The organism is Amycolatopsis orientalis (assembly GCF_000943515.2).
GTDB classification, from domain to species: Bacteria; Actinomycetota; Actinomycetes; order Mycobacteriales; family Pseudonocardiaceae; genus Amycolatopsis; species Amycolatopsis orientalis.
The window spans coordinates 8763027-8780629 of the sequence record NZ_CP016174.1 but is presented as its reverse complement, the minus strand read 5'-3'; the positions used below and the strand labels follow the sequence as shown (position 1 = coordinate 8780629).

Here is a 17603-nt window from a genome sequence, read left to right as displayed (position 1 = left end):
GTGCTCGATCCCGCGGTTCGCCCGGAAACCGTCACCCGGCCCCGTCTGCCCAAGGCCGCCGGCCTCGCCTGGACGCTGCTGATCATCAACACGCTGGGCTCGACCGGCGCGAAGACGGTCATCCCGCTGCCGAGGTCGGTCAGCCAGCTGATCACCATGGGCTCGCTCGGTGCCGCGTTCCTCATCGCGCTCGCCCTGAACCACAAGCTGAGGATCAGGCCCAGTGCGTACCTCTCCCTGCTCACCCTGTTGCTGGTCTTGAGCACCTTCGCGAGCTTGGACCTCGAAGGCGGTTTCGGCTCGCTGTTCCGCTGCTTCCGGTTCACCCTGTTCCTCAGCACCCTGTGGTTGCTCACCCGCTGGTGGGGCAGCCTCGACCTCGTCCGCACCTACATCCGCGCGTACGCCGTGGTGCTGGTGACGGTGGTGATCGGGCTCGCGCTGAGCCCGGCGAAAGCGATGCCGTTCGAGTACGGCGGACGGCTCACCGGCGCGCTGTGGCCGCTGACCCCGCCGCAGGTCGGCCAGTACTCGGCCATCGTCATCGGGCTCACGATCCTGTTGTGGCTCGGGGGACGGCTGGACCGGCGGAACGCGCTGATCGTCATCGTCCCGGCGTTCGGGATCCTACTGCTGACCCATACGCGCACCGCCATGCTCGGCCTGGTGGCCGGGACCGTGGTGGCGCTGATGTCGCAGTGGATGTCCAGCGCCCGTGCCCGCAAGGTGTTCACCGGGCTGGTCTTCGGTGGTGTGTTCCTCGTGGTGGTGCTGGGCGGACTGCTGCAGGCGTGGTTCCTGCGGGGGCAGTCCGAGGAGAACTTCTCCAGCCTCACGGGCCGGGCGAAGGTGTGGGACGCGCTCCTCGACGCGCCGCGCACGACGCTGGAGTACCTGTTCGGCGTCGGCCTGACCGACAAGTCCTACGACGGGCTCCCGATCGACAGCAGCTGGCTCGCGGTCTACCACGAGCAGGGCTTCGTCGGGATCGCGATCGTGGCGGCGTTCCTGCTCGTGCTGATCGTGGTCGCGGTGCTGCGGCCGCCGTCACCGGCCAGGGCGTGCGCGATCTTCCTGATCACCTACTGTCTTTCCGCCTCCTACACTGAGGCGGGCCTCGGCGACGCGTCGCCGTACCTGCTGCACCTGGCCCTGGCCGCGTCGCTGCTGGTGCGTGTACCCGCCGAAGAACCCGAATTCCTCAAGGAGACGGCGTGAAGGTCCTCGTGATCCACAACCGGTACAGATCCGAGCAGCCGAGCGGCGAGAACAACGTCGTCGACCAGGAGGTCGCGCTGCTGGCCGAGGCCGGACACGACGTCGGCCTGTTCGAACGGCGCAGCGACGACATCTCGGAGATGTCGTTGCCGCGCAAGGCCGTCGTCCCGCTCCAGGTGCCGTGGAACCGGGCCGTGCGCGCGGAACTCGCCCGCCGCCTCGCCGACGACCGGCCCGACGTCGTCCACATCCACAACACGTTCCCGTTGCTGTCGCCGTCGGTGCTGGCCGCCTGTGCCGACGCCGGTGTCCCGACGGTCGCGACCGTGCACAACTACACCCTGATCTGCCCGCCCGGCACGCTGTACCGCGACGGCCAGGTCTGCACGGACTGCGTGGGGCGCAAGCCGATCCCGGCGGTGCGGCACGGGTGCTACCGCGGTTCGGCGCTCGCCACCGTGCCGATGGCGGCGAGCCTGATGCTGAACCGCGGGCGCTGGTGGTCCGGGGTTTCGCGGTTCTTCTGCATTTCGCGGGCACAACGCGAGGTGCTGATCACCGCCGGGATGCCCGCCGAGCGGCTCGCGGTGAAGTACAACTACGTCGATGACCCGGGCAAGACCCGCCGGGGCGCGGGGGAGCATGTGCTGTTCCTCGGCCGGATCACCGCGGAAAAGGGCGTCGGCCTCCTGATGACCGCCTGGGACCAGCTCGCCGCGGCGGGCGGGCCGCTGCCGCCGCTGGTGATCGCGGGCACCGGCCCGATGCAGGACGAGGTCGCCCGCTGGGCGCACGGCCGCGACGACGTCCGCTACGTCGGCCTTCAGTCCAAAGAGGAGTGTCGCGACCTGATCGCCCGCTCGAACGCCGTCGTCGCCCCCTCGGAATGGCTGGAGACGTTCGGGCTGGTCGTCGTCGAGGCGATGGCCGCCGGTGTCCCCACGGTCGCCGCGGCCCACGGCGCCTTCCGCGAACTGGTGGAAGACGGCGTCACCGGCCTGCTGCACGAACCCGGGAACCCCGAATCACTCGCGGCGCGGCTTCGGGAGATCGTCGGCGACGCCGAACGGAACCAGCAGATGGGCTGGGCGGCCCGGCTGGTGTACGAACAGGAGTTCACGCCGAAGGTCGGTCTCGAACGACTTGTCGGTGGATACCAGGCCGCGATCGACGCATGATCACCGGTCCGCCCGCGGTCCCGCCGAGGGCACGGATCCCGCTCTGGGTCTTGGGCGCTTTCGGTTTCCTCGTCGCACTCGTCCTCGGCGTGCGCTACGCCGGTACCTCCCACACCGCCGGACTGGACGCGCTCCTGCTGCCCGCCATCGACCGCGTCGAAGGCCCGCTCTGGTACCTGGCGACCGCGATCGACTTCGCGGGCGAACCGGTGGGCGCGGTCGTGGTCATCGCGCTGTTCGGCTGGGTGTGCCTGCGGCACCGGCGGCCGAGGACCGCGATCCTGCTGGTGGCCGCCGCCGGGGTGACGGTGGCGCTGACCACCGGCCTGAAACCGCTGACCGGCAGGTTGATCCACGGCGAGTTCCTCTCGTATCCCAGCGGGCACACGGCCTTCGCGGTGACCGTGGCGTCGGTCGTCGCGCTGCTGGTGATCGACGTGAGCGATCTCGGGCCGGGTCGTGCGGCTTCGGTGCTGGTGGGTCTGGTCGCCTTCGCGGGGCTCGCGATGGGATGGGCCGAAGTGGCGCTGGGCGCGCACTACCCGACGGACACCTTCGGCGGTTTCGGCGTCGCTGTCGCGGTGGTGCCGGTGGTGGGGTGGGCGGTGGACCGGCTCACGCGGCGGGATTGACGTCCGGGCGCTGCCGGGCCCGTGCGGCCCGGAAAGCGGCGTGGAGCTCGGCGAGTACCCGGTCCGGCTCGGTGCGTAGCCGGGAGGGGAGGGTCTGCAGCACGACGATCCCGGCGGCGGCGTATCGGTGAGCACAGGTGAAGGCTGGGGCGGCTCTGCAATTCCTCACGTTACGCCGCCCGCTTGAGCAGGATCTCCGGCTGCGGGCGACCCTGCGCCGCCTGGAACGCGGCGTGGAGCTCGGCGAGTACCTGGTCCGGCTCGGTGCGTAGCCGGGAGGGGAGGGTCTGCAGCACGACGATCCCGGCGGCGGCGTATCGGGCGTTGCGGGCGACGGTGGCGCGGTGGTCTTCGAGGCTCGTGTGGTGACGGTAGGAGTCGATCTCCCAGGCGAAGGCGACCTCGTCACACCAGAAGTCGGAAGTGGCGATGTAGTTCCCCTTCGCGTCGAAGATCGAGACGTTCCACTGGCCGGGCGGGAGACCGGAGCGTTGCCAGAGGCGGTAGGCGTCGGCCTCGGCGACTGATCTGGCGCCGGCTACGAGTGGGGTCAGGGCCTTCCTGAGCAGGGCGGTTCCGGTGCGTCCCGCTTGGTCGAGTTCGCGGGTGAGCATGTCGGTGGTGCAGAAGCGGCGTTGGACGGCCTCGGCCATCATCGCCTGGATCTCGTCTTCATTGGTGAGCCTGCGTGCGGCGTCGATGACGGCTCGGGGGACTGGCGCGACGGGCAGACCCCCTCGGAGGTGGGGGCGGGGCAGCCGATGAGTCCGCTCAACGTGGGCGAACCCGGCGTTCGCGACCCCGCGGTTCGCCGGAATGAGGACATGGATCTTCTCCTGCCGAGGAACCCTTTCCAAGCCGTGGCGATGGAGCGCCCAAGTGCCGGTGAGCATTGCGTCCTGCCGCGAATGGAGCAACGCGGCGCGGACGCGATGTTCGTCGGTGGGTGCGCCGGTGCTCAACAGCACGATGCCGGGCAGCAGCAGTTGCCACGGCCCGCCCGCCGCGCACCGCCGGGAGATGGTCCGGCGTGGGACACCGATCTGTTCGAGGTCGTTCGCACGGACCACTTCCGGCCGATCCGGAGCGGTGAGCAAAGGATGGGTGGCCCAGGTTCCTCTTCGCACCGGATGATCATGTACCCGGGCACCGACAATTCTCGCGCTTGACCGGATGAAAGTACCTTTCACGACCAAGAGGCGGTGACGATGTAGGAATTGGGACACTCAATGTCCCAATTCCTACATCGTCAACTCCCCTCCACGCTCGACCCAGCGTCCTGCGAGTAAGGAGCCCCTCGCCACTCCGAAAACCCCACCGTCCGCGAAGTGTCATGAACGACAAACCGCCACTCACCCGAGTAAGCGTTCTCGTACCACCGATTCTCCTGCCGAAAGGTGATCGCGTCCGAAACGGAAGAGCCCCGGTAAGGCGACCAGTCCGGATAGGTCCCGAAATTCGCCAGGAGCGCCATCCGCCCGCAGAACCCCGTGCACCCCGATCCGTGAGAGAACCTGTTGCCGTGCAACGAAACCCGCTGCGTCTTCCACCGGCAGTCGTCGTACAGCGGCCGCGAAGCGATCCCCGGCGCGGAACAGGAAGACACCGAAGGCACAAGCCGGGTGCAGGAGCCCGAAGAAGTGTTCGCCGGGCTGTTGCAGAAGCGGTCCGCGTTCTCCCACAGGGTGATCCCGGCCCAGTTGTCCTCGAAGACGTTGTCGACGATCTCCACCGAAGAGGTCCGCGCCTTCAACCGGGGCTCGCCGCCGGACTCGGACAGGTAGATCGTCCCGACCGGGAAGTCGTCCCCGCGCGCGGCGAACGCGCGTCCTTGCACAAGGGTGTTGCGCCGGAACGTGTTCCCCCGGACGACGAGGTTGTAGGAGATCTCGTAGAACAACGCCTCCGCCTCGTTGTCCTCGATCACGTTGTCCTCGATGAGGAAATCGTTGTTGTTCGTGTCCGCCCACAGTCCGGCGCCGTGGTTGTGGTGGACCCAGTTGCCGCGGACGTCGGCGCCGTCGACCGCCCAGAACTTGACGCCGCCGCTGCACCCGCAGCCGGGGACCTTCTTCTCCCAGTCGTCGGTGTTGTTCCCGCTGATCTCGTTGCCCTCGACGAGCAGCCCGGTGATCCCGTCGCCGGCGCGGTAGGCGTTGATGCCGTACTGGCCGTTGTTCCGCAGGCAGTTCCGCGAAATCTCCTGGCGCGGCCCCGCCATCATCGCCGCGCCGCGGTTGTCCTCGATGGTGTTGCCCTCGATGATCCAGTGTTCACCGGAGTCGTGGTTGACCACGCCCTGATCCTGTGGCGCCGCGAACCCGCGGATCGTCAAGCCGCGGATCACGACGTCGCGCGCCTGCTGGGTGAAGGCGTAGCGGTTGACGCCGCCGCCGTCCAGGACGGCGCCGGGTGCGCCGAGATAGGCGTTGCCGTCCTTCGGGATGATCTGGCCGAACTCGTCGGGGCCCAGCGTGTGCTTGCCCCCGGCCAGCCAGAACGTCGTGCCGGCCGGGAGTTCGCGGGTCTTCGCGGAAAGATCGATTCCCGGTTCGATGACCACGGCGTCGGCCGGTTTCGACGGACTCACCGGTCCCGCGTCGCAGACCGCGGCAGGAGCCGCCGAGGCCGGTGAGGCTGTGACGACTCCCGCCGCGAGGAGCAGCGACAAAATCAGGGACACGGGCATACCGCAAACGGTAAGCCACTATGGACAGTCCCAGAGGGACACTTACAGGTGAAACTTCAGCAGGTCGTCCCCTCCCCGAACCCACTGCAAACGTCCTGTCGATACGGCTCGGCCTGCCATTGCGCCGCGGTCAGCCGCCGCGACGTGTCGTGGGCGACGAACGTCCACGGCCCGTAGTACTGGTTGTCGTACCACCGGTTCTCCTGCCGGAAGGTGATCGCCTCCGAGATCACCGCACCCCGGTACGGCGACCAGGCCGGATAGGTCCCGTAGTTCGAGAGCACCGCCATCCGCCCGCAGAGGCCGAGGCAGCCTTCCAGCGTCGAGTTGAACTCGAAGGTGTTCTCGTGCACGGAAACCCGCTGGGTCTTCCACCGGCAGTCGCTGTACAGCGGTGCCGTGGCGATACCCGGGTCGGAACAGGCCGAGGTCGGGGAGACCAGCGCCGTACAGGACAGCGTCGAGGTGTTGGCCGGGCTGTTGCAGAAGCGGTCCGCGTTCTCCCACAGGGTGATCCCCGACCAGTTGTCGGAGAACATGTTGCCGCGGATTTCGATCTTGTCGGTCCGGGCAGGCAGCCGGGGTTCCCCGCCCGATTCGCTGAGGTACACGGCGGCGACCGGGAAGTTGTCGCCCTTGGCGGCCCGGGTGCGGCCCTGGACCAGCGCGTTGCGCCGGAACGTGTTCCCGATCAGCTCCAGGTTGTAGGAGATCTCGTAGAACACACCCTCGGACGCGTTGTCCTCGATCAGATTGTCCTCGATGAGGAAGTCGTTGTTGTTCGTGTCGGCCCAGAGCCCGACACCGTGGTTGTGGTGGACCCAGTTGCCGACGATGTCGGCGCGGTTCACCGACCAGAATTTCGCGCCACCACTGCAGCCGCAGCCCGGGATCTTCGCTTCCCAGTCGCCGGTGTTGTTGCCGGAGATCTCGTTGCCTTCGATGACCAGATCGGTCAGCCCGGCACCGAACCGGTAGGCGTTGATGCCGTACTGGCCGTTGTTGCGCAGGCAGTTCCCGATCACCCGCTGGCCCGATCCGGTCATCATGGCGGCGCCGTCGTTGTTCTCGATGACGTTGCCCTCGATGACCCAGCGGTCACCGGAGTCGTGGTTCACCACGCCCTGATCGCGTTCGGCGACGAACCCGCGGATGGTCAGCCCGCGGATCACGACGTCCTTGGCCGACGTGGTGAAGGCCGCGCGGTTGAGTCCGCGTCCGTCCAGAATGGATCCCGGTGCGCCGAGGTAGACGTTGCCGTCCTTGGGCATCACCTGCCCGTACTGATCGGAACTCAAGGTGTGCGTGCCGGGGGCGAGCCAGAACGTGGTCCCCGCCGGGTTGAAGCGGGTCTTGTCGGTCAGATCCGTTCCCGGTTCGATGACCAGGGCGCCTTCCGGGGCGGTGGGGACGCCGACGGTCGTGCCGCACACCCCTCGGGTCGGCTCAGGATCCGCCACCGCTGTGCTTTCAACGGCGACCTGGAGCAATAACACCGACAACGCGACGCAAAGCGTGCGCGTGCCGGCCGAGCGGCGTGCGATCCCTAGGGTCATACCCTTCTCCGAAATACCGGCTTCACCGGACGGCCACCCAGCCACGGCGCCGGATCATCCGCGTCGAGTGCTTTGCGGTACACGAGGCAGGCCTGCGCGACCACTTCGACAGTCCGGTCGATGTCTTCTTCGGACAACGCGCTGCTGACCACGAACGACGGTCCGATGATCCCGCCGGTGATCAGCTGCCGCAGGAACAACGTTCGGTAGTCCTGCGACGGTTTCTTCTCCGCGTCGAGCGTGCCGAAGACGAGGTTGCTCGCCCGGCCGCGCACGACGACGTGTTCGCCGACTCCGGCCGAGGCCGCGACTTCGCGGACCCCGGCGGCGAGCCGGTCGCCGAGCGCGTGCAGCCGCGCGGCGATGCCTTCTTCGGTGTAGGTCTCCATGACCGCGATCGCGGCGGCCAGTGAATGCGTCTCGGCGCCGTGGGTGGTGGACAGCAGGAAGACGCGGTCCTCGCCGGTGCGGAGCCCGCCGAGTTCCATCAGCTCACGCTTGCCGGCCAGCGCCGAGACGGCGAACCCGTTCCCGAGCGCCTTGCCGAACGTCGAAAGATCCGGCGTGACACCGTAGAGCCCCTGCGCTCCGGCCTCCGACCAGCGGAAACCGGTGATCATCTCGTCGAAGATCAGCACACAGCCGTACCGGTCGGCGAGCTCCCGCAGCCCGATGAGGTACCCCGCCGGGGGTTCCTGCTGCGTGGCCGCCTCCAGGATCAGGCACGCGATCCGGCCCGCGTGCTCCCGCAGCAACGCTTCCGTCGCGGTGAGGTCGCCGTAGGGGAACGACACGGTCAGGCCGGTGATCTCGGCCGGGATCCCCGAGGCCATCGGCGTGGTGCCGATGAACCAGTCGTCGATGGAGAAGAACGCGTGGTCACGGCAGATCGCCACCAGCGGCCTGCCGGTGGCCGCCCTGGCGAGCTTGACCGCGGCCGTGGTGGCGTCCGAACCGTTCTTGGCGAACTTGACCATCTCCGCGGTGGGAACGGTCTCCAGGAACTTCGTCGCCGCCTGTTCCTCCACAATGGACGGACGGACGAAGTTGGCGCCCCGGTCGATCTCGCGGTGGGCGGCCTCGCTGACCCTCGGGTGCACGTGCCCGAGGCTGACCGCGCGCAGCCCCGAGCCGTACTCGATGTACTCGTGCCCGTCGACGTCCCAGACGTGCGCGCCGCGCCCGTGGGAGATGACCGGTGCCAGGTTCTCGGGGTACTGGTCGTCGCCCTTGGCGTAGGTGTGGGCGCCTCCGGGGATCATCGCGTGGAGACGCTCGTTGGCCCGCATGGATCGGGGAAGATGCCGATGCACCTTGTTCTCACCTCATGTTCTGTAGTGCCTCGGAAAGCGAGAGGGCCTGCCGGTCCCGTGCCGAGACGAACGCGACCGGCAGGGGCCAGGAGATCGCCAGCTCGGGGTCGTCGTAGGCGATCGCGACGTCTTCCGCTGGATCGTGGGCGCGGTCGATCCGGTAGGAGACGTCGGCGTACTCGGTGAGCGCCTGGAATCCGTGCGCGCAGCCCGCCGGGATGTACACCGACACCTGGGTGTCCCCGGTGAGTTCGAACGTCTCCTTGCCGAGGTAGGTCGGCGAATCCGGCCTGAGGTCGACGACGACGTCGAAGACGGCGCCCCACGAGCACCGGACCAGTTTCGCCTCGCCGAGACCCGACCGGAGGTGCATTCCGCGCAGCACTCCCTTGCGGGACCGCGAAACACTGTCCTGGAGGAACCCGTCCGGGTCGATCCCCACCGACCGGACGACGTCGGCGTCGAACGTGCGGCTGAAGAAGCCGCGTTCGTCGACGTGCGGCGTCGGCTCGAACAGGTACGCCCCCGCGATGGCGGGCACCGGGATCGCTTTCATCGGACTCCCCTCGGGAGGAAGGCGGCCGAGAGCTCGGAGAACTGCCGGTCCAGCAGCCGCTCCTGCTCCGCGCCTCGTTTCGCCACGACTTCGGTCAGCTCGCCGGCCCGGGATTCGAGTTCGGCGAACTGGCGGACCAGCTCGTCGAAGTCGATGTCCTTGGCCTGCTGGCAGAACTCCCCGAGTCCCAGTTCGGTCATGAGCACGTCGTTCTTGCGGGCGTACCCGATGGACAACGTCGGTTTCGCCAGCTTCAGCGCGCACAGGACGTTGTGGTACCGGGTGGCCACGACGATCTCGACCCGCGACATCGACCGCAGCAGTTCGTCCAAAGTGGACGTGTCGGCCGCCGAGACCAGCGGCGAGCCGACCACCGTCACGATCTCGTCGACGACCTGCCGGTCCGCCTGGTCGCCGATGAACAACCGGACCGGGCGGCCGTCGGCGACCAGCTTGGCGACGAACCGGGTCATCTTGTCCACATAGGACCGATAGATCTCGTCCGCGCGCGCCCTGTCCTCGTTCCCGCCGTAGTAGGCCATCACCCCGACCCCGACGGAGCGGGGCAGCACCGGTTCGGACGGCACCGGCAAGGCGAAGGCCAGATCGGGATAGACGTGATCGCGGGTGACGTCGACGCCCATCTCGCGCATCGCGTCGCGGGAAGGTTCGTCCCGGTAGGACCGGAACGCCGCCAGCCGCGCGGCGCCGCCGACGATCGCCCGGATGGCCCGTTGCCCGCTCACGTTGGCCCCGACGCTCACCAGCGCCACCTTGGTGCCGACCAGACGGCCGGACGCCGACAGCAGGAACAGGGAGTACGGGAAACCCCACGGGCGCAGGGGAAGGGTGGCTTCGAGGACGCCCATCCCCGGCACGATCACCAGATCCTGACGCCGGACCCACGCCGCCGTGCGGACGACGTCGACGAGCTTGCCGAACCCCTTCATCGCGATGGACAGCGGTCCCGATGCCGTCCGGTACTCACCCCGGTACCAGTTCAACGCCGTCGTCTGGAGCCCGTAGCGCGACGCGACGATCTCCGGACCGCCGCACATCACGCTGATCGCCGCGTCCGGATGTGCCGCGCGCAAATACCCGAGAACCGCCTCGAAGGAACCGTCGTTGCCGAGGTTCCCGGATCCGAGGAGCCCGAAAAGGCCGATCCTCGCGGGCGGGGTCAAGAGACTCTTCCCTCCTGGCCGGCGACGACTGAGACCACGGAGACCTCACGCGGGCCGAGTTCGGCCTCGGCCTGCACCGGCATCCTTCCCATGGCCGGGTTCCCCGCCCGGTTCAGCAGCCATTGCCGCAGGTACCGGAAGCACTCGCGCTTCTCCGCGCCGGAGATCGGCGCGTTGCGGATCGCCTTGACGTAGCCCAGGACGTACTCGCCGAGCAGCCGGACCATCGGGTGGCGCAGTTTGTCCGCCCGTTTCGGGTCCAGGTTGCTGGCGCGTTTGCGCACCGTCGGGTACTCGTGCTCGGAGCGGCCTGGGTGGTCGCGGCGGAAGTACAGCCAGTCCGGCACCTGGTGGAACGGGCCGTGCAGCGCCAGTTCCGAGATGATCGTGCGGTCCGCGTGGTGGTAGCTGTCCAGCGGCGCGACCCGGCGGAGCACCTCGGTCCGGATGACCGCGCCGTCGTCGTCCCCGCCGGTGGCGAACAGTGTGCTGCGGAAGCGTTCCGCGGCATGCGGCGAAACCGTGTTGAGCGGGTACTTGAGCGCCTGTGTGACGACGCCCTTTTCGTCGATCATCGCCGTCCACGAATGCGACAGCACGAACTCGGGGTGTTCGTCGAGCGCCTCGATGCAGCGCTCAAGCAGGTCACGCGCGTACAGGTCGTCGTCGGAGCCCCACTTGAACAGCTCGCCGCGGGCGACGTCGACGCAGTAGTTGTGGTTGGGCGCGCAGCCGATGTTCACCGGCTGACGCACGTAGCGAACTCGGGAATCCTGCTTCGCGTACGCACGGCTGATCTCTTCGGTGTGGTCCGTGGACGCGTTGTCCGAGATGATCAGCTCGAAGTTCTCGTAGCTTTGGCCGAGGAGTGCGTCCAGCGCTTCGGCGAGGTAGTCCTCGCCGTTGTAGACCGGGACCCCGATGCTCAGCCGAGGAGCGGTGCTCATGACGTCCTCATTTCTTCCTTTTCAGAAGTCAGGTGTTCTTTGAGAGCGGCATGCAGCTGAAGCCACCACACCGCCGACCCGCTGGTGATCGCCAACGCGACCCCCCAAGCGGATCCGGACGCCCCGGCCAAGAAGGCGCCAATGAGCCCGAAGCCGACATAGCCGGCGGAGTTGATCAGCTGGGCGCGAAGGCTCCGTTTCGCAGCGCCGAGCGCACGCAGTCCGGCGGCCGCCCCGGTGTTGAAGCCCGCCGCGGCGATACCGATGGTCACCGGGAGGATCAGTTCCGAAGCGGGATCCCAGACGTCGCCGAGGACGAACCGGCCGGCGTCGTGGGGTACCAGAAGCAAGGCGAAGCCCCAGAGCAGGGCAGCGGCCGCCTGGCCGGCGCCGAGAACGGCGCAGAAGTGCCGGAGGCGGTGCGGGGCCCGTTGGAGCACCCGCGCGCCTTCGGCCACCGTGGCCAGGGAAAGTCCCATCAGCAGGGCGAAGAACGGCCCGAGGAGCAGTTCGGCGCCGCGCACCGCGCCGACACTCGCCAGTCCCGCGATCGCGCCGAGCCCGTACATCCGCAGTTGTGACGAGCCGCTGTTGCTGACGTTCTCGATCAGGTACCGGGTACCGAGGTCCCGGTGCCGTTTGAGCCATTCGAGGGTGCCGCGCGGATCGGGCCGGACCCCGGCCTGCAGGCAGCCGTACCCGGCGGCGACCGCCCCCGACAGGCCCCACGCCAGGATGAAGGCGACGACGGTGTCGAACCATCGGTGCGCGATGAACAAGGCCGGGATCAGCGCGATACCCCAGACGACGTCGTTGACGAACGCCTTCTTCCCGTGCCCCGCGGCGAAGAACGAGAACCGCCAGGCGTCCTGCAGCAACAGCGCGGGGATGACGATGCCGAGCGCGACGAACGCGCCGCCGATGTCCTCGCCCACCAGGAGACCGACGACGACGCTGAGCACGCCTGTCGCGACGCCCGCGGTGAGGGCGGTGCCGGTCGCCCTGGCGGTCGCGGCCCGCCAGGACTCGGTGGACACGCCGGAGAACCGGACCATCAGCGGATCCGTGGTCAGTCCGCGCGAGAGGTTGAGCACCACGCCGTAGGTGACCCAGGCGAGGCTGAACATGCCGAACGCCGTCGTGCCGAGCGAACGGGCGACGTAGAGACCGACGATGAAGTTGGTGATGCTGGAGACGGCCTGGTCGCCGAGCCCCCAGCTGAGCCGTCCGGCCATGGCCCGGACGGCTTGGGAACGCAGAAGTGATCGCATGGTCAGTCCTTGAGCAATCCGGCGTCGTGCAGTGCCTGAGCGGCCGCGACGACGGAATCGAACGGCAATCCGGATCGCTCGGCGACGTCGAGCAGGCTGTGCTCGCCGTCCGAGAGGTTGAGCACCCAGAGCATCGCCATCTGGGCCTGTTTCGCGTCGCTCCGGCCACCGAGCGAGTCATACAGCCCGCGTTTGCCGAGTTGCGGCTCGCCGTAAGGACTGAGGTTGACGTAGCTGCGGTTGCGGTCGAGGACGGCGAAGGTGTCCCGCAAGGTCTGCAGGGTCTCCTCCATGGCCTCGGTCGAGACGAAATCGAGGTTGTCGGCCGAGGTGTGGTACTCGGGGTAACCCGCGTACGGCGTCCTCGTCAACGATCCGACACCGAGGTTGAAGCCGGGGGAGCAGAACTGGCGCTCGTCGTAGCCGTACGGCGAGAAGTCCACGACCTTGTGCGCGCGATCGGCGAGGACGTACGCGAGCACGCGGTCGATCTCGGCGTCGCCTCGGCGGCTTCGCTTGTACGTCAGCGATCCCGGGTCACCGGCGCAGGCCAGCACGAGCCCGGCCTTGATCCGGTCGACGCGATCGGTGTTGCGCGCGAGCCAGGTGATGGCGCCGATCGTGCCCGGCATGAACAGGAATCGGTACGTGTGGTGGGGATTCTCCAGCGTCTGCGCGAAGGCCGCGGCGATCGCGATCCCGGCCACGTTGTCGTTCGCCAGCGACGGATGGCAGGTGTGGCAGGAGATGATCACCTCGTCGGCGACCTCGCCCGGCACGACGTGCTCGGCGTAGGTGAGCTGCCCATCGTCCAAAGTGGAATCGATATGCACCTCGTATTCGCCGTCCGGCATCGCGTCGAGGGTCTCCTGCGCCAGGCAGAACCCCCACGTCGGCGAGTAGTAGCTGGTCCGGTACGGCACCCAGGACGGCTGGTCGGGCAGCGTGTGCAGGTGTTCGCGCAGCTCGGCGAGCGGCATCTTCCGCGACACCGGGACGCTGTAGCCGACGACGTGCAGGTTCGACTCACCGAAGTCGACCACGCGGCGGCCGGAGGTGTCCTTGATGTACGCGTCGCGGATGTTCCACTCCTGCGGCACGGTCCAGTCCAGTACCTGGGTGCCGGTGGGGACTTCGTGGATCTCCAGCGGGATGTGCTCGCCGACGATCTCCAGCGTGCGGCGGACGCCGTCGCCGGTGATGCTGCGGCACAGCGGATACAGGCGCTCGACCAGCTTGCGCAGGTCGGCGCCCGTCTCCAGGCGCTGGTGGTCGGTCATCAGCGACGCCGCAGGGTGTCGTCGAGCTCGCCGGCGGCGGTGCGGTCCTGCAACCGGGCCAGCCGGGTGAACAGGCGCTGGAAGCCGTGCTCGGTGAGACCGTGGGTCCGGTAGGCCTCGATCAGTTCGAGCGCGCCGTCCTTGACCGACCAGTCGCAGTCGAAGCCGGGGATCGCCGCGCGGAACCGGGAGAAGTCGACCCGGTAGGAGCGCGGGTCCGCGCCCGCCTCGCCGGTGATCCGCAGCGTCGAACCGGGAACGGCCTCGACGACCTCTTCGGCGATCTCGGCCACGGTCACGTTGTTGCGTTCGGTGCCGATGTTGAACGCCTTGCCGTGCACGGCCTCCCTCGGCGCCTCCAGCGCCGCGGTGAAGGCCCGCGCGATGTCCTTGGCGTGCACCAGCGGCCGCCACGGCGTGCCGTCGGAGAGCACCAGCACCTCGCCGGAGAGGTGCGCGTGCGCGGTCAGGTTGTTGAGCACGATGTCGCCGCGCAGCCGGGGCGAGAAACCGAACGCGGTGGCGTTGCGCATGTACACCGGGCTGAAGTCGGCGTCGGCGAGTTCCTGGACGTCGTCCTCGACCCGCACCTTCGACTCGGCGTACGGCGTCACCGGGCGCAGCGGCGCGTCCTCGTCGACCAGGCCGTCGCCGCCCGAGGCGCCGTAGACCGAACACGTCGAGGCGTAGAGGTAGCGCTTGACCCCGGCGTCCTTCGCCAGCTTGGCGAGCTTGACCGAAGCGTGGTGGTTGATGTCGTAGGTCAGTTCCGGCGCCAGCGAACCGAGCGGGTCGTTGGACAGCGCGCCGAGGTGGATCACGGCGTCCATCCCGGACACGTGCTCGGCGGTGACGTCGCGGAGGTCGACCTCGTAACCCTCGGGATCTTCGGGCTTGGGGCCCAGCACGCAGGTGTCGTAGAGACCGGAGTCGAGGCCGATCACCTCGTGGCCGGCGGCGGCCAGCACCGGGGCCATCACCGTGCCCAGGTAACCCTTGTGCCCGGTCAGCAGCACACGCATGGCTTTCAGCCTTTCGAGGAGAGATCGAGCGTCAGTTTTTTGAGGTCGAAGGCTTCCGCGTATCGCTGCCCGCATTCGATACCGCGGACGCGGGCGAGGCCGAGGAAGGCTTCCCGGTCGTACCAGGGGCGGTGCCGCTGCGAGGCGTAGTGCTCCTGCAGCAGGCGGACCTTCTCCTCGGCACGCTCGGCGGGCAGCGGGACGTACGCGGACGGCTTGCCGAGGTCGCCGTCCCATTTGACGATCTCGTACTCCAGCTGGAGATGGGTGCGGAACACCGTCGGCACCAGCTTCGCCAGGCCACGGTGGTCCTGATGCGCGTCGGCCGTGCGCGGGGAGAGGACGAGGTCCGGATCCGTGCGGCGCCGCAGCTCCTCCAGCGCGTTCTTGGCCTCTTCCCAATGCGAGGGAAACCGGCCGTCGGGCAGTTTCAGCACGGTGACCTCGACGTCGGCACCCGGGCAGAAGGCCGCGAGCGCGGCACGCTCCTCGGCCTCCCGTTCGGTGCCGCCGCCGGACAGGACGAGCGCGTCGACCCGGACACCCGGGTTGTCCGCGCAGATCGCCAGCAGTGTGCCGCCCGCGCCGATGGCGATGTCGTCACAATGCGCGCCGAGCGCGACGATCCGCTGGAGCCCGCCGGTACCGAGTGCGATCACGCGATGCCCACCGGAGCCGGTTCGTGTTCCCACAACGCCCACGGGCGGTCGCCGTGCGCGTAGGCCTCGTCGAGCTGGACCCGCTCTTTGACCGTGTCGGTCGGCTTCCAGAAGCCGCGGTACGGGTACGCGAGCAGCTTCCCCTGCTTGGCGAGTTCGCCGCAGCCGTCGGCCACCAGGTCGCCGCCCGCGGGGATGTGGTCGAAGACCTCCTGGCGCAGCACGAAGTACCCGCCGTTCTCCCACAGCGGCATCTCGCTGACCGGGGTCAGCGCGCCGATCCGGCCGTCCTCGCCCATTTCGACGCAGTGGAACGACGACTGCGGCGGCACCACCATCATCGAGGCACCGGCGTCGGAGTTCGAGAACCGCTCGATCATCTCCGGCAGCGGGGCGTCGGTGAGGACGTCGGCGTAGTTGGCGAGGAACATCTCGTCGCCTTCGAGGTGCGGGCGCACCCGGCGCAGCCGCTCGCCGATGGCCGATTCGAGGCCGGTCTGCACGAAGGAGATCGACCAGTCCGCGATGTCGGTCGACAGCAGTTCCGCCTTGCCGTTGCGCAGGACGAAGTCGTTGGAGGTGGTCTCCTGGTAATTGAGGAAGAATTCCTTGATGTGGTGCGCGCCGTAACCGAGGCAGAGGATGAACTCGGTGTGGCCGAAATGCGCGTAGTACCGCATCACGTGCCAGATCAGGGGTCTGGGGCCGACCATGGCCATCGGCTTGGGCACGTCGGACGCGTCACCGTTGCGCATCCGCATGCCGTAGCCGCCGCAGAAGAGCACTACCTTCACGACTTCACCTCGACGATTTCCAGGTGCGGGATGGGAAAGACCAGTTTTCCGCCCCATTCGTCCACAAAGGACAGCTGGGCGGTCAGTTCCTTCCGGAGGTTCCACGGAAGGACGAGCACATAGTCGGGCCGGTCCGCCTCGATGCGCTCCGGCGGGAGGATGGGGATCCGGGTGCCGGGGGTGAACCGGCCGTGCTTGTACGGATTGCGGTCGACGGTGTACCGCAGTACGTCCGGGCGGATGCCGCAGTGGTTCAGCAGCGTGTTGCCCTTGCCCGGGGCGCCGTAGCCGACGACGGTCTTGCCTTCGAGTGCCGCGTCGGTGAGGAACTTGTTCAGCTCGAGCCGGACCTTGGTGACCCGCTCGGAGAATTCGGTGTAGCCGGACATTTCGTGCAGTCCGGCGGCCTTCTCGGCGTCGAGGACCTGCATCATCCGCTCGCTCGGCTCACCGGCGACGGCGTCCGGGCGTGCCCACAGCCGGATCGAACCGCCGTGGGTGGGGAGGAGTTCGACGTCCACAACGGACAATCCGCCCCGCGAGAGGGCCCGGCGCGCGGATTCCACCGTGTAGTACTGGAAGTGCTCGTGGTAGATCGTGTCGTACTGGTTCTCCTGGATCAGCGTCAGCAGGTGCTGGACCTCGATGCTGACCCAGCCGTCGTCGGCGACCAGGGCGCGAAGGCCCTCCGAGAAGCCGATGATGTCCGGAATGTGAGCGTAAACATTGTTCGCCACGACGAGATCGGCGGGACCGTGCTCCGCCCGGACGTCGTGTCCGGTTTCGGGGCTGAGGAAGGCGGTCTTCGTCGGCACCCCGGCGTCACGCGCGGCTTGGCCCACGTTCACCGAAGGTTCCACGCCGAGACACCGGATCTGCTGCGCCACAACGTGTTTGAGCAGGTACCCGTCGTTGCTGGCGACCTCGACGACGAAAGAGGACTCGTCGAGCCCGAGCCGTTCGACGGCGCCGTCGACGAACGTCTTGGCGTGTTCGACCCAGGAGGCGGAATACGACGAAAAGTACGCGTATTCGGTGAAGGTCTCTTCGGGGGTGATCAGCGGCGGGATCTGGGCCAGCCAGCATTCGGTGCAGATCTGCAGGTGCAGGGGGTAGGTCGGCTCCGGTTCCGCGAGCTGTTCCGCGGTGAGGAAACGCTCGCACGGCGGCGTCGCCCCGAGGTCGACGACACTGGCGAGATGGGCCGAGCCGCAGAGTCGGCAGGTGGTCATCGAGAGGGCTCCTTGGCTCGCGTCACGTATCCCAGACGTCGGCCCCCCGGGTCACCTCGTTACATGCCTTTC

Annotated in this window: 16 protein-coding genes; 3 read left to right on the top strand and 13 right to left on the bottom strand. The window is 68.1% G+C overall.

Translation table 11 applies throughout. The annotated features are described in order from the left end of the window. From SD37_RS38400 to SD37_RS38390, 3 genes are read left to right on the top strand one after another with little or no spacing between them, the layout of a single operon-like run. Complete coding sequence (locus SD37_RS38400) at positions 1-1218, top strand: O-antigen ligase family protein (protein WP_044855794.1); 1218 nt, start codon at positions 1-3, stop codon at positions 1216-1218. Further along, complete coding sequence (locus SD37_RS38395) at positions 1215-2396, top strand: glycosyltransferase family 4 protein (RefSeq protein WP_044855793.1); 1182 nt, start codon at positions 1215-1217, stop codon at positions 2394-2396. The genes SD37_RS38400 and SD37_RS38395 overlap by 4 nt, the downstream gene beginning before the upstream one ends. Next, on the top strand, positions 2393-3028 hold the full coding sequence (locus tag SD37_RS38390) for a phosphatase PAP2 family protein (RefSeq protein ID WP_044855792.1): 636 nt from the start codon (positions 2393-2395) through the stop codon (positions 3026-3028). Before SD37_RS38395 ends, SD37_RS38390 begins: the two co-directional genes overlap by 4 nt. Positions 3029-3198: 170 nt before the next feature. On the opposite strand, the gene SD37_RS42920 is transcribed toward SD37_RS38390, so the two are convergent. The 13 genes from SD37_RS42920 to SD37_RS38325 all read right to left on the bottom strand — a co-directional run bounded on the left by SD37_RS42920 (position 3199) and on the right by SD37_RS38325 (position 17531). Then, on the bottom strand, positions 3199-4155 hold the full coding sequence (locus SD37_RS42920) for a hypothetical protein (RefSeq protein ID WP_145926833.1): 957 nt from the start codon (positions 4153-4155) through the stop codon (positions 3199-3201). Positions 4156-4277: 122 nt separating this feature from the next. Beyond that, positions 4278-5717 carry a right-handed parallel beta-helix repeat-containing protein gene (locus SD37_RS38380; protein WP_145926832.1) on the bottom strand — a complete coding sequence of 480 codons (1440 nt, stop codon included), beginning with the start codon at positions 5715-5717 and terminating at the stop codon, positions 4278-4280. 56 nt (positions 5718-5773) lie between these two features. Next, positions 5774-7273 (bottom strand): right-handed parallel beta-helix repeat-containing protein, encoded by a 1500-nt coding sequence (locus SD37_RS38375; RefSeq protein WP_236725210.1) that lies wholly within the window; start codon positions 7271-7273, stop codon positions 5774-5776. Continuing rightward, complete coding sequence (locus SD37_RS38370; RefSeq protein WP_083255194.1) at positions 7270-8586, bottom strand: glutamate-1-semialdehyde 2,1-aminomutase; 1317 nt, start codon at positions 8584-8586, stop codon at positions 7270-7272. The genes SD37_RS38375 and SD37_RS38370 overlap by 4 nt, the downstream gene beginning before the upstream one ends. A gap of 7 nt (positions 8587-8593) precedes the next feature. Then, entirely contained in the window at positions 8594-9142 is a 549-nt protein-coding gene (locus SD37_RS38365) for a dTDP-4-dehydrorhamnose 3,5-epimerase family protein (RefSeq protein ID WP_044855789.1), read from the bottom strand. After that, entirely contained in the window at positions 9139-10326 is a 1188-nt protein-coding gene (locus SD37_RS38360; RefSeq protein WP_044855788.1) for a polysaccharide pyruvyl transferase family protein, read from the bottom strand. The genes SD37_RS38365 and SD37_RS38360 overlap by 4 nt, the downstream gene beginning before the upstream one ends. After that, positions 10323-11273, bottom strand: a complete 951-nt coding sequence (locus SD37_RS38355) for a glycosyltransferase family 2 protein (protein WP_044855787.1) — start codon at positions 11271-11273, stop codon at positions 10323-10325. Before SD37_RS38355 ends, SD37_RS38360 begins: the two co-directional genes overlap by 4 nt. Next, entirely contained in the window at positions 11270-12544 is a 1275-nt protein-coding gene (locus SD37_RS38350) for an MATE family efflux transporter (RefSeq protein ID WP_044855786.1), read from the bottom strand. The genes SD37_RS38355 and SD37_RS38350 overlap by 4 nt, the downstream gene beginning before the upstream one ends. A 2-nt stretch (positions 12545-12546) precedes the next feature. Continuing rightward, on the bottom strand, positions 12547-13824 hold the full coding sequence (locus SD37_RS38345) for a DUF4910 domain-containing protein (protein WP_044855785.1): 1278 nt from the start codon (positions 13822-13824) through the stop codon (positions 12547-12549). Then, positions 13824-14846 carry an NAD-dependent epimerase/dehydratase family protein gene (locus SD37_RS38340; protein ID WP_044855784.1) on the bottom strand — a complete coding sequence of 341 codons (1023 nt, stop codon included), beginning with the start codon at positions 14844-14846 and terminating at the stop codon, positions 13824-13826. Before SD37_RS38340 ends, SD37_RS38345 begins: the two co-directional genes overlap by 1 nt. A 5-nt stretch (positions 14847-14851) precedes the next feature. Beyond that, positions 14852-15505: a PIG-L deacetylase family protein gene (locus tag SD37_RS38335; RefSeq protein WP_044855783.1), complete on the bottom strand. Its 654-nt coding sequence runs from the start codon at positions 15503-15505 to the stop codon at positions 14852-14854. Continuing rightward, positions 15502-16299: a sugar phosphate nucleotidyltransferase gene (locus tag SD37_RS38330; protein ID WP_044855782.1), complete on the bottom strand. Its 798-nt coding sequence runs from the start codon at positions 16297-16299 to the stop codon at positions 15502-15504. The genes SD37_RS38335 and SD37_RS38330 overlap by 4 nt, the downstream gene beginning before the upstream one ends. Next, positions 16296-17531 (bottom strand): class I SAM-dependent methyltransferase, encoded by a 1236-nt coding sequence (locus tag SD37_RS38325; protein WP_044855781.1) that lies wholly within the window; start codon positions 17529-17531, stop codon positions 16296-16298. Before SD37_RS38325 ends, SD37_RS38330 begins: the two co-directional genes overlap by 4 nt. Between the last annotated feature and the right edge of the window lie 72 nt (positions 17532-17603).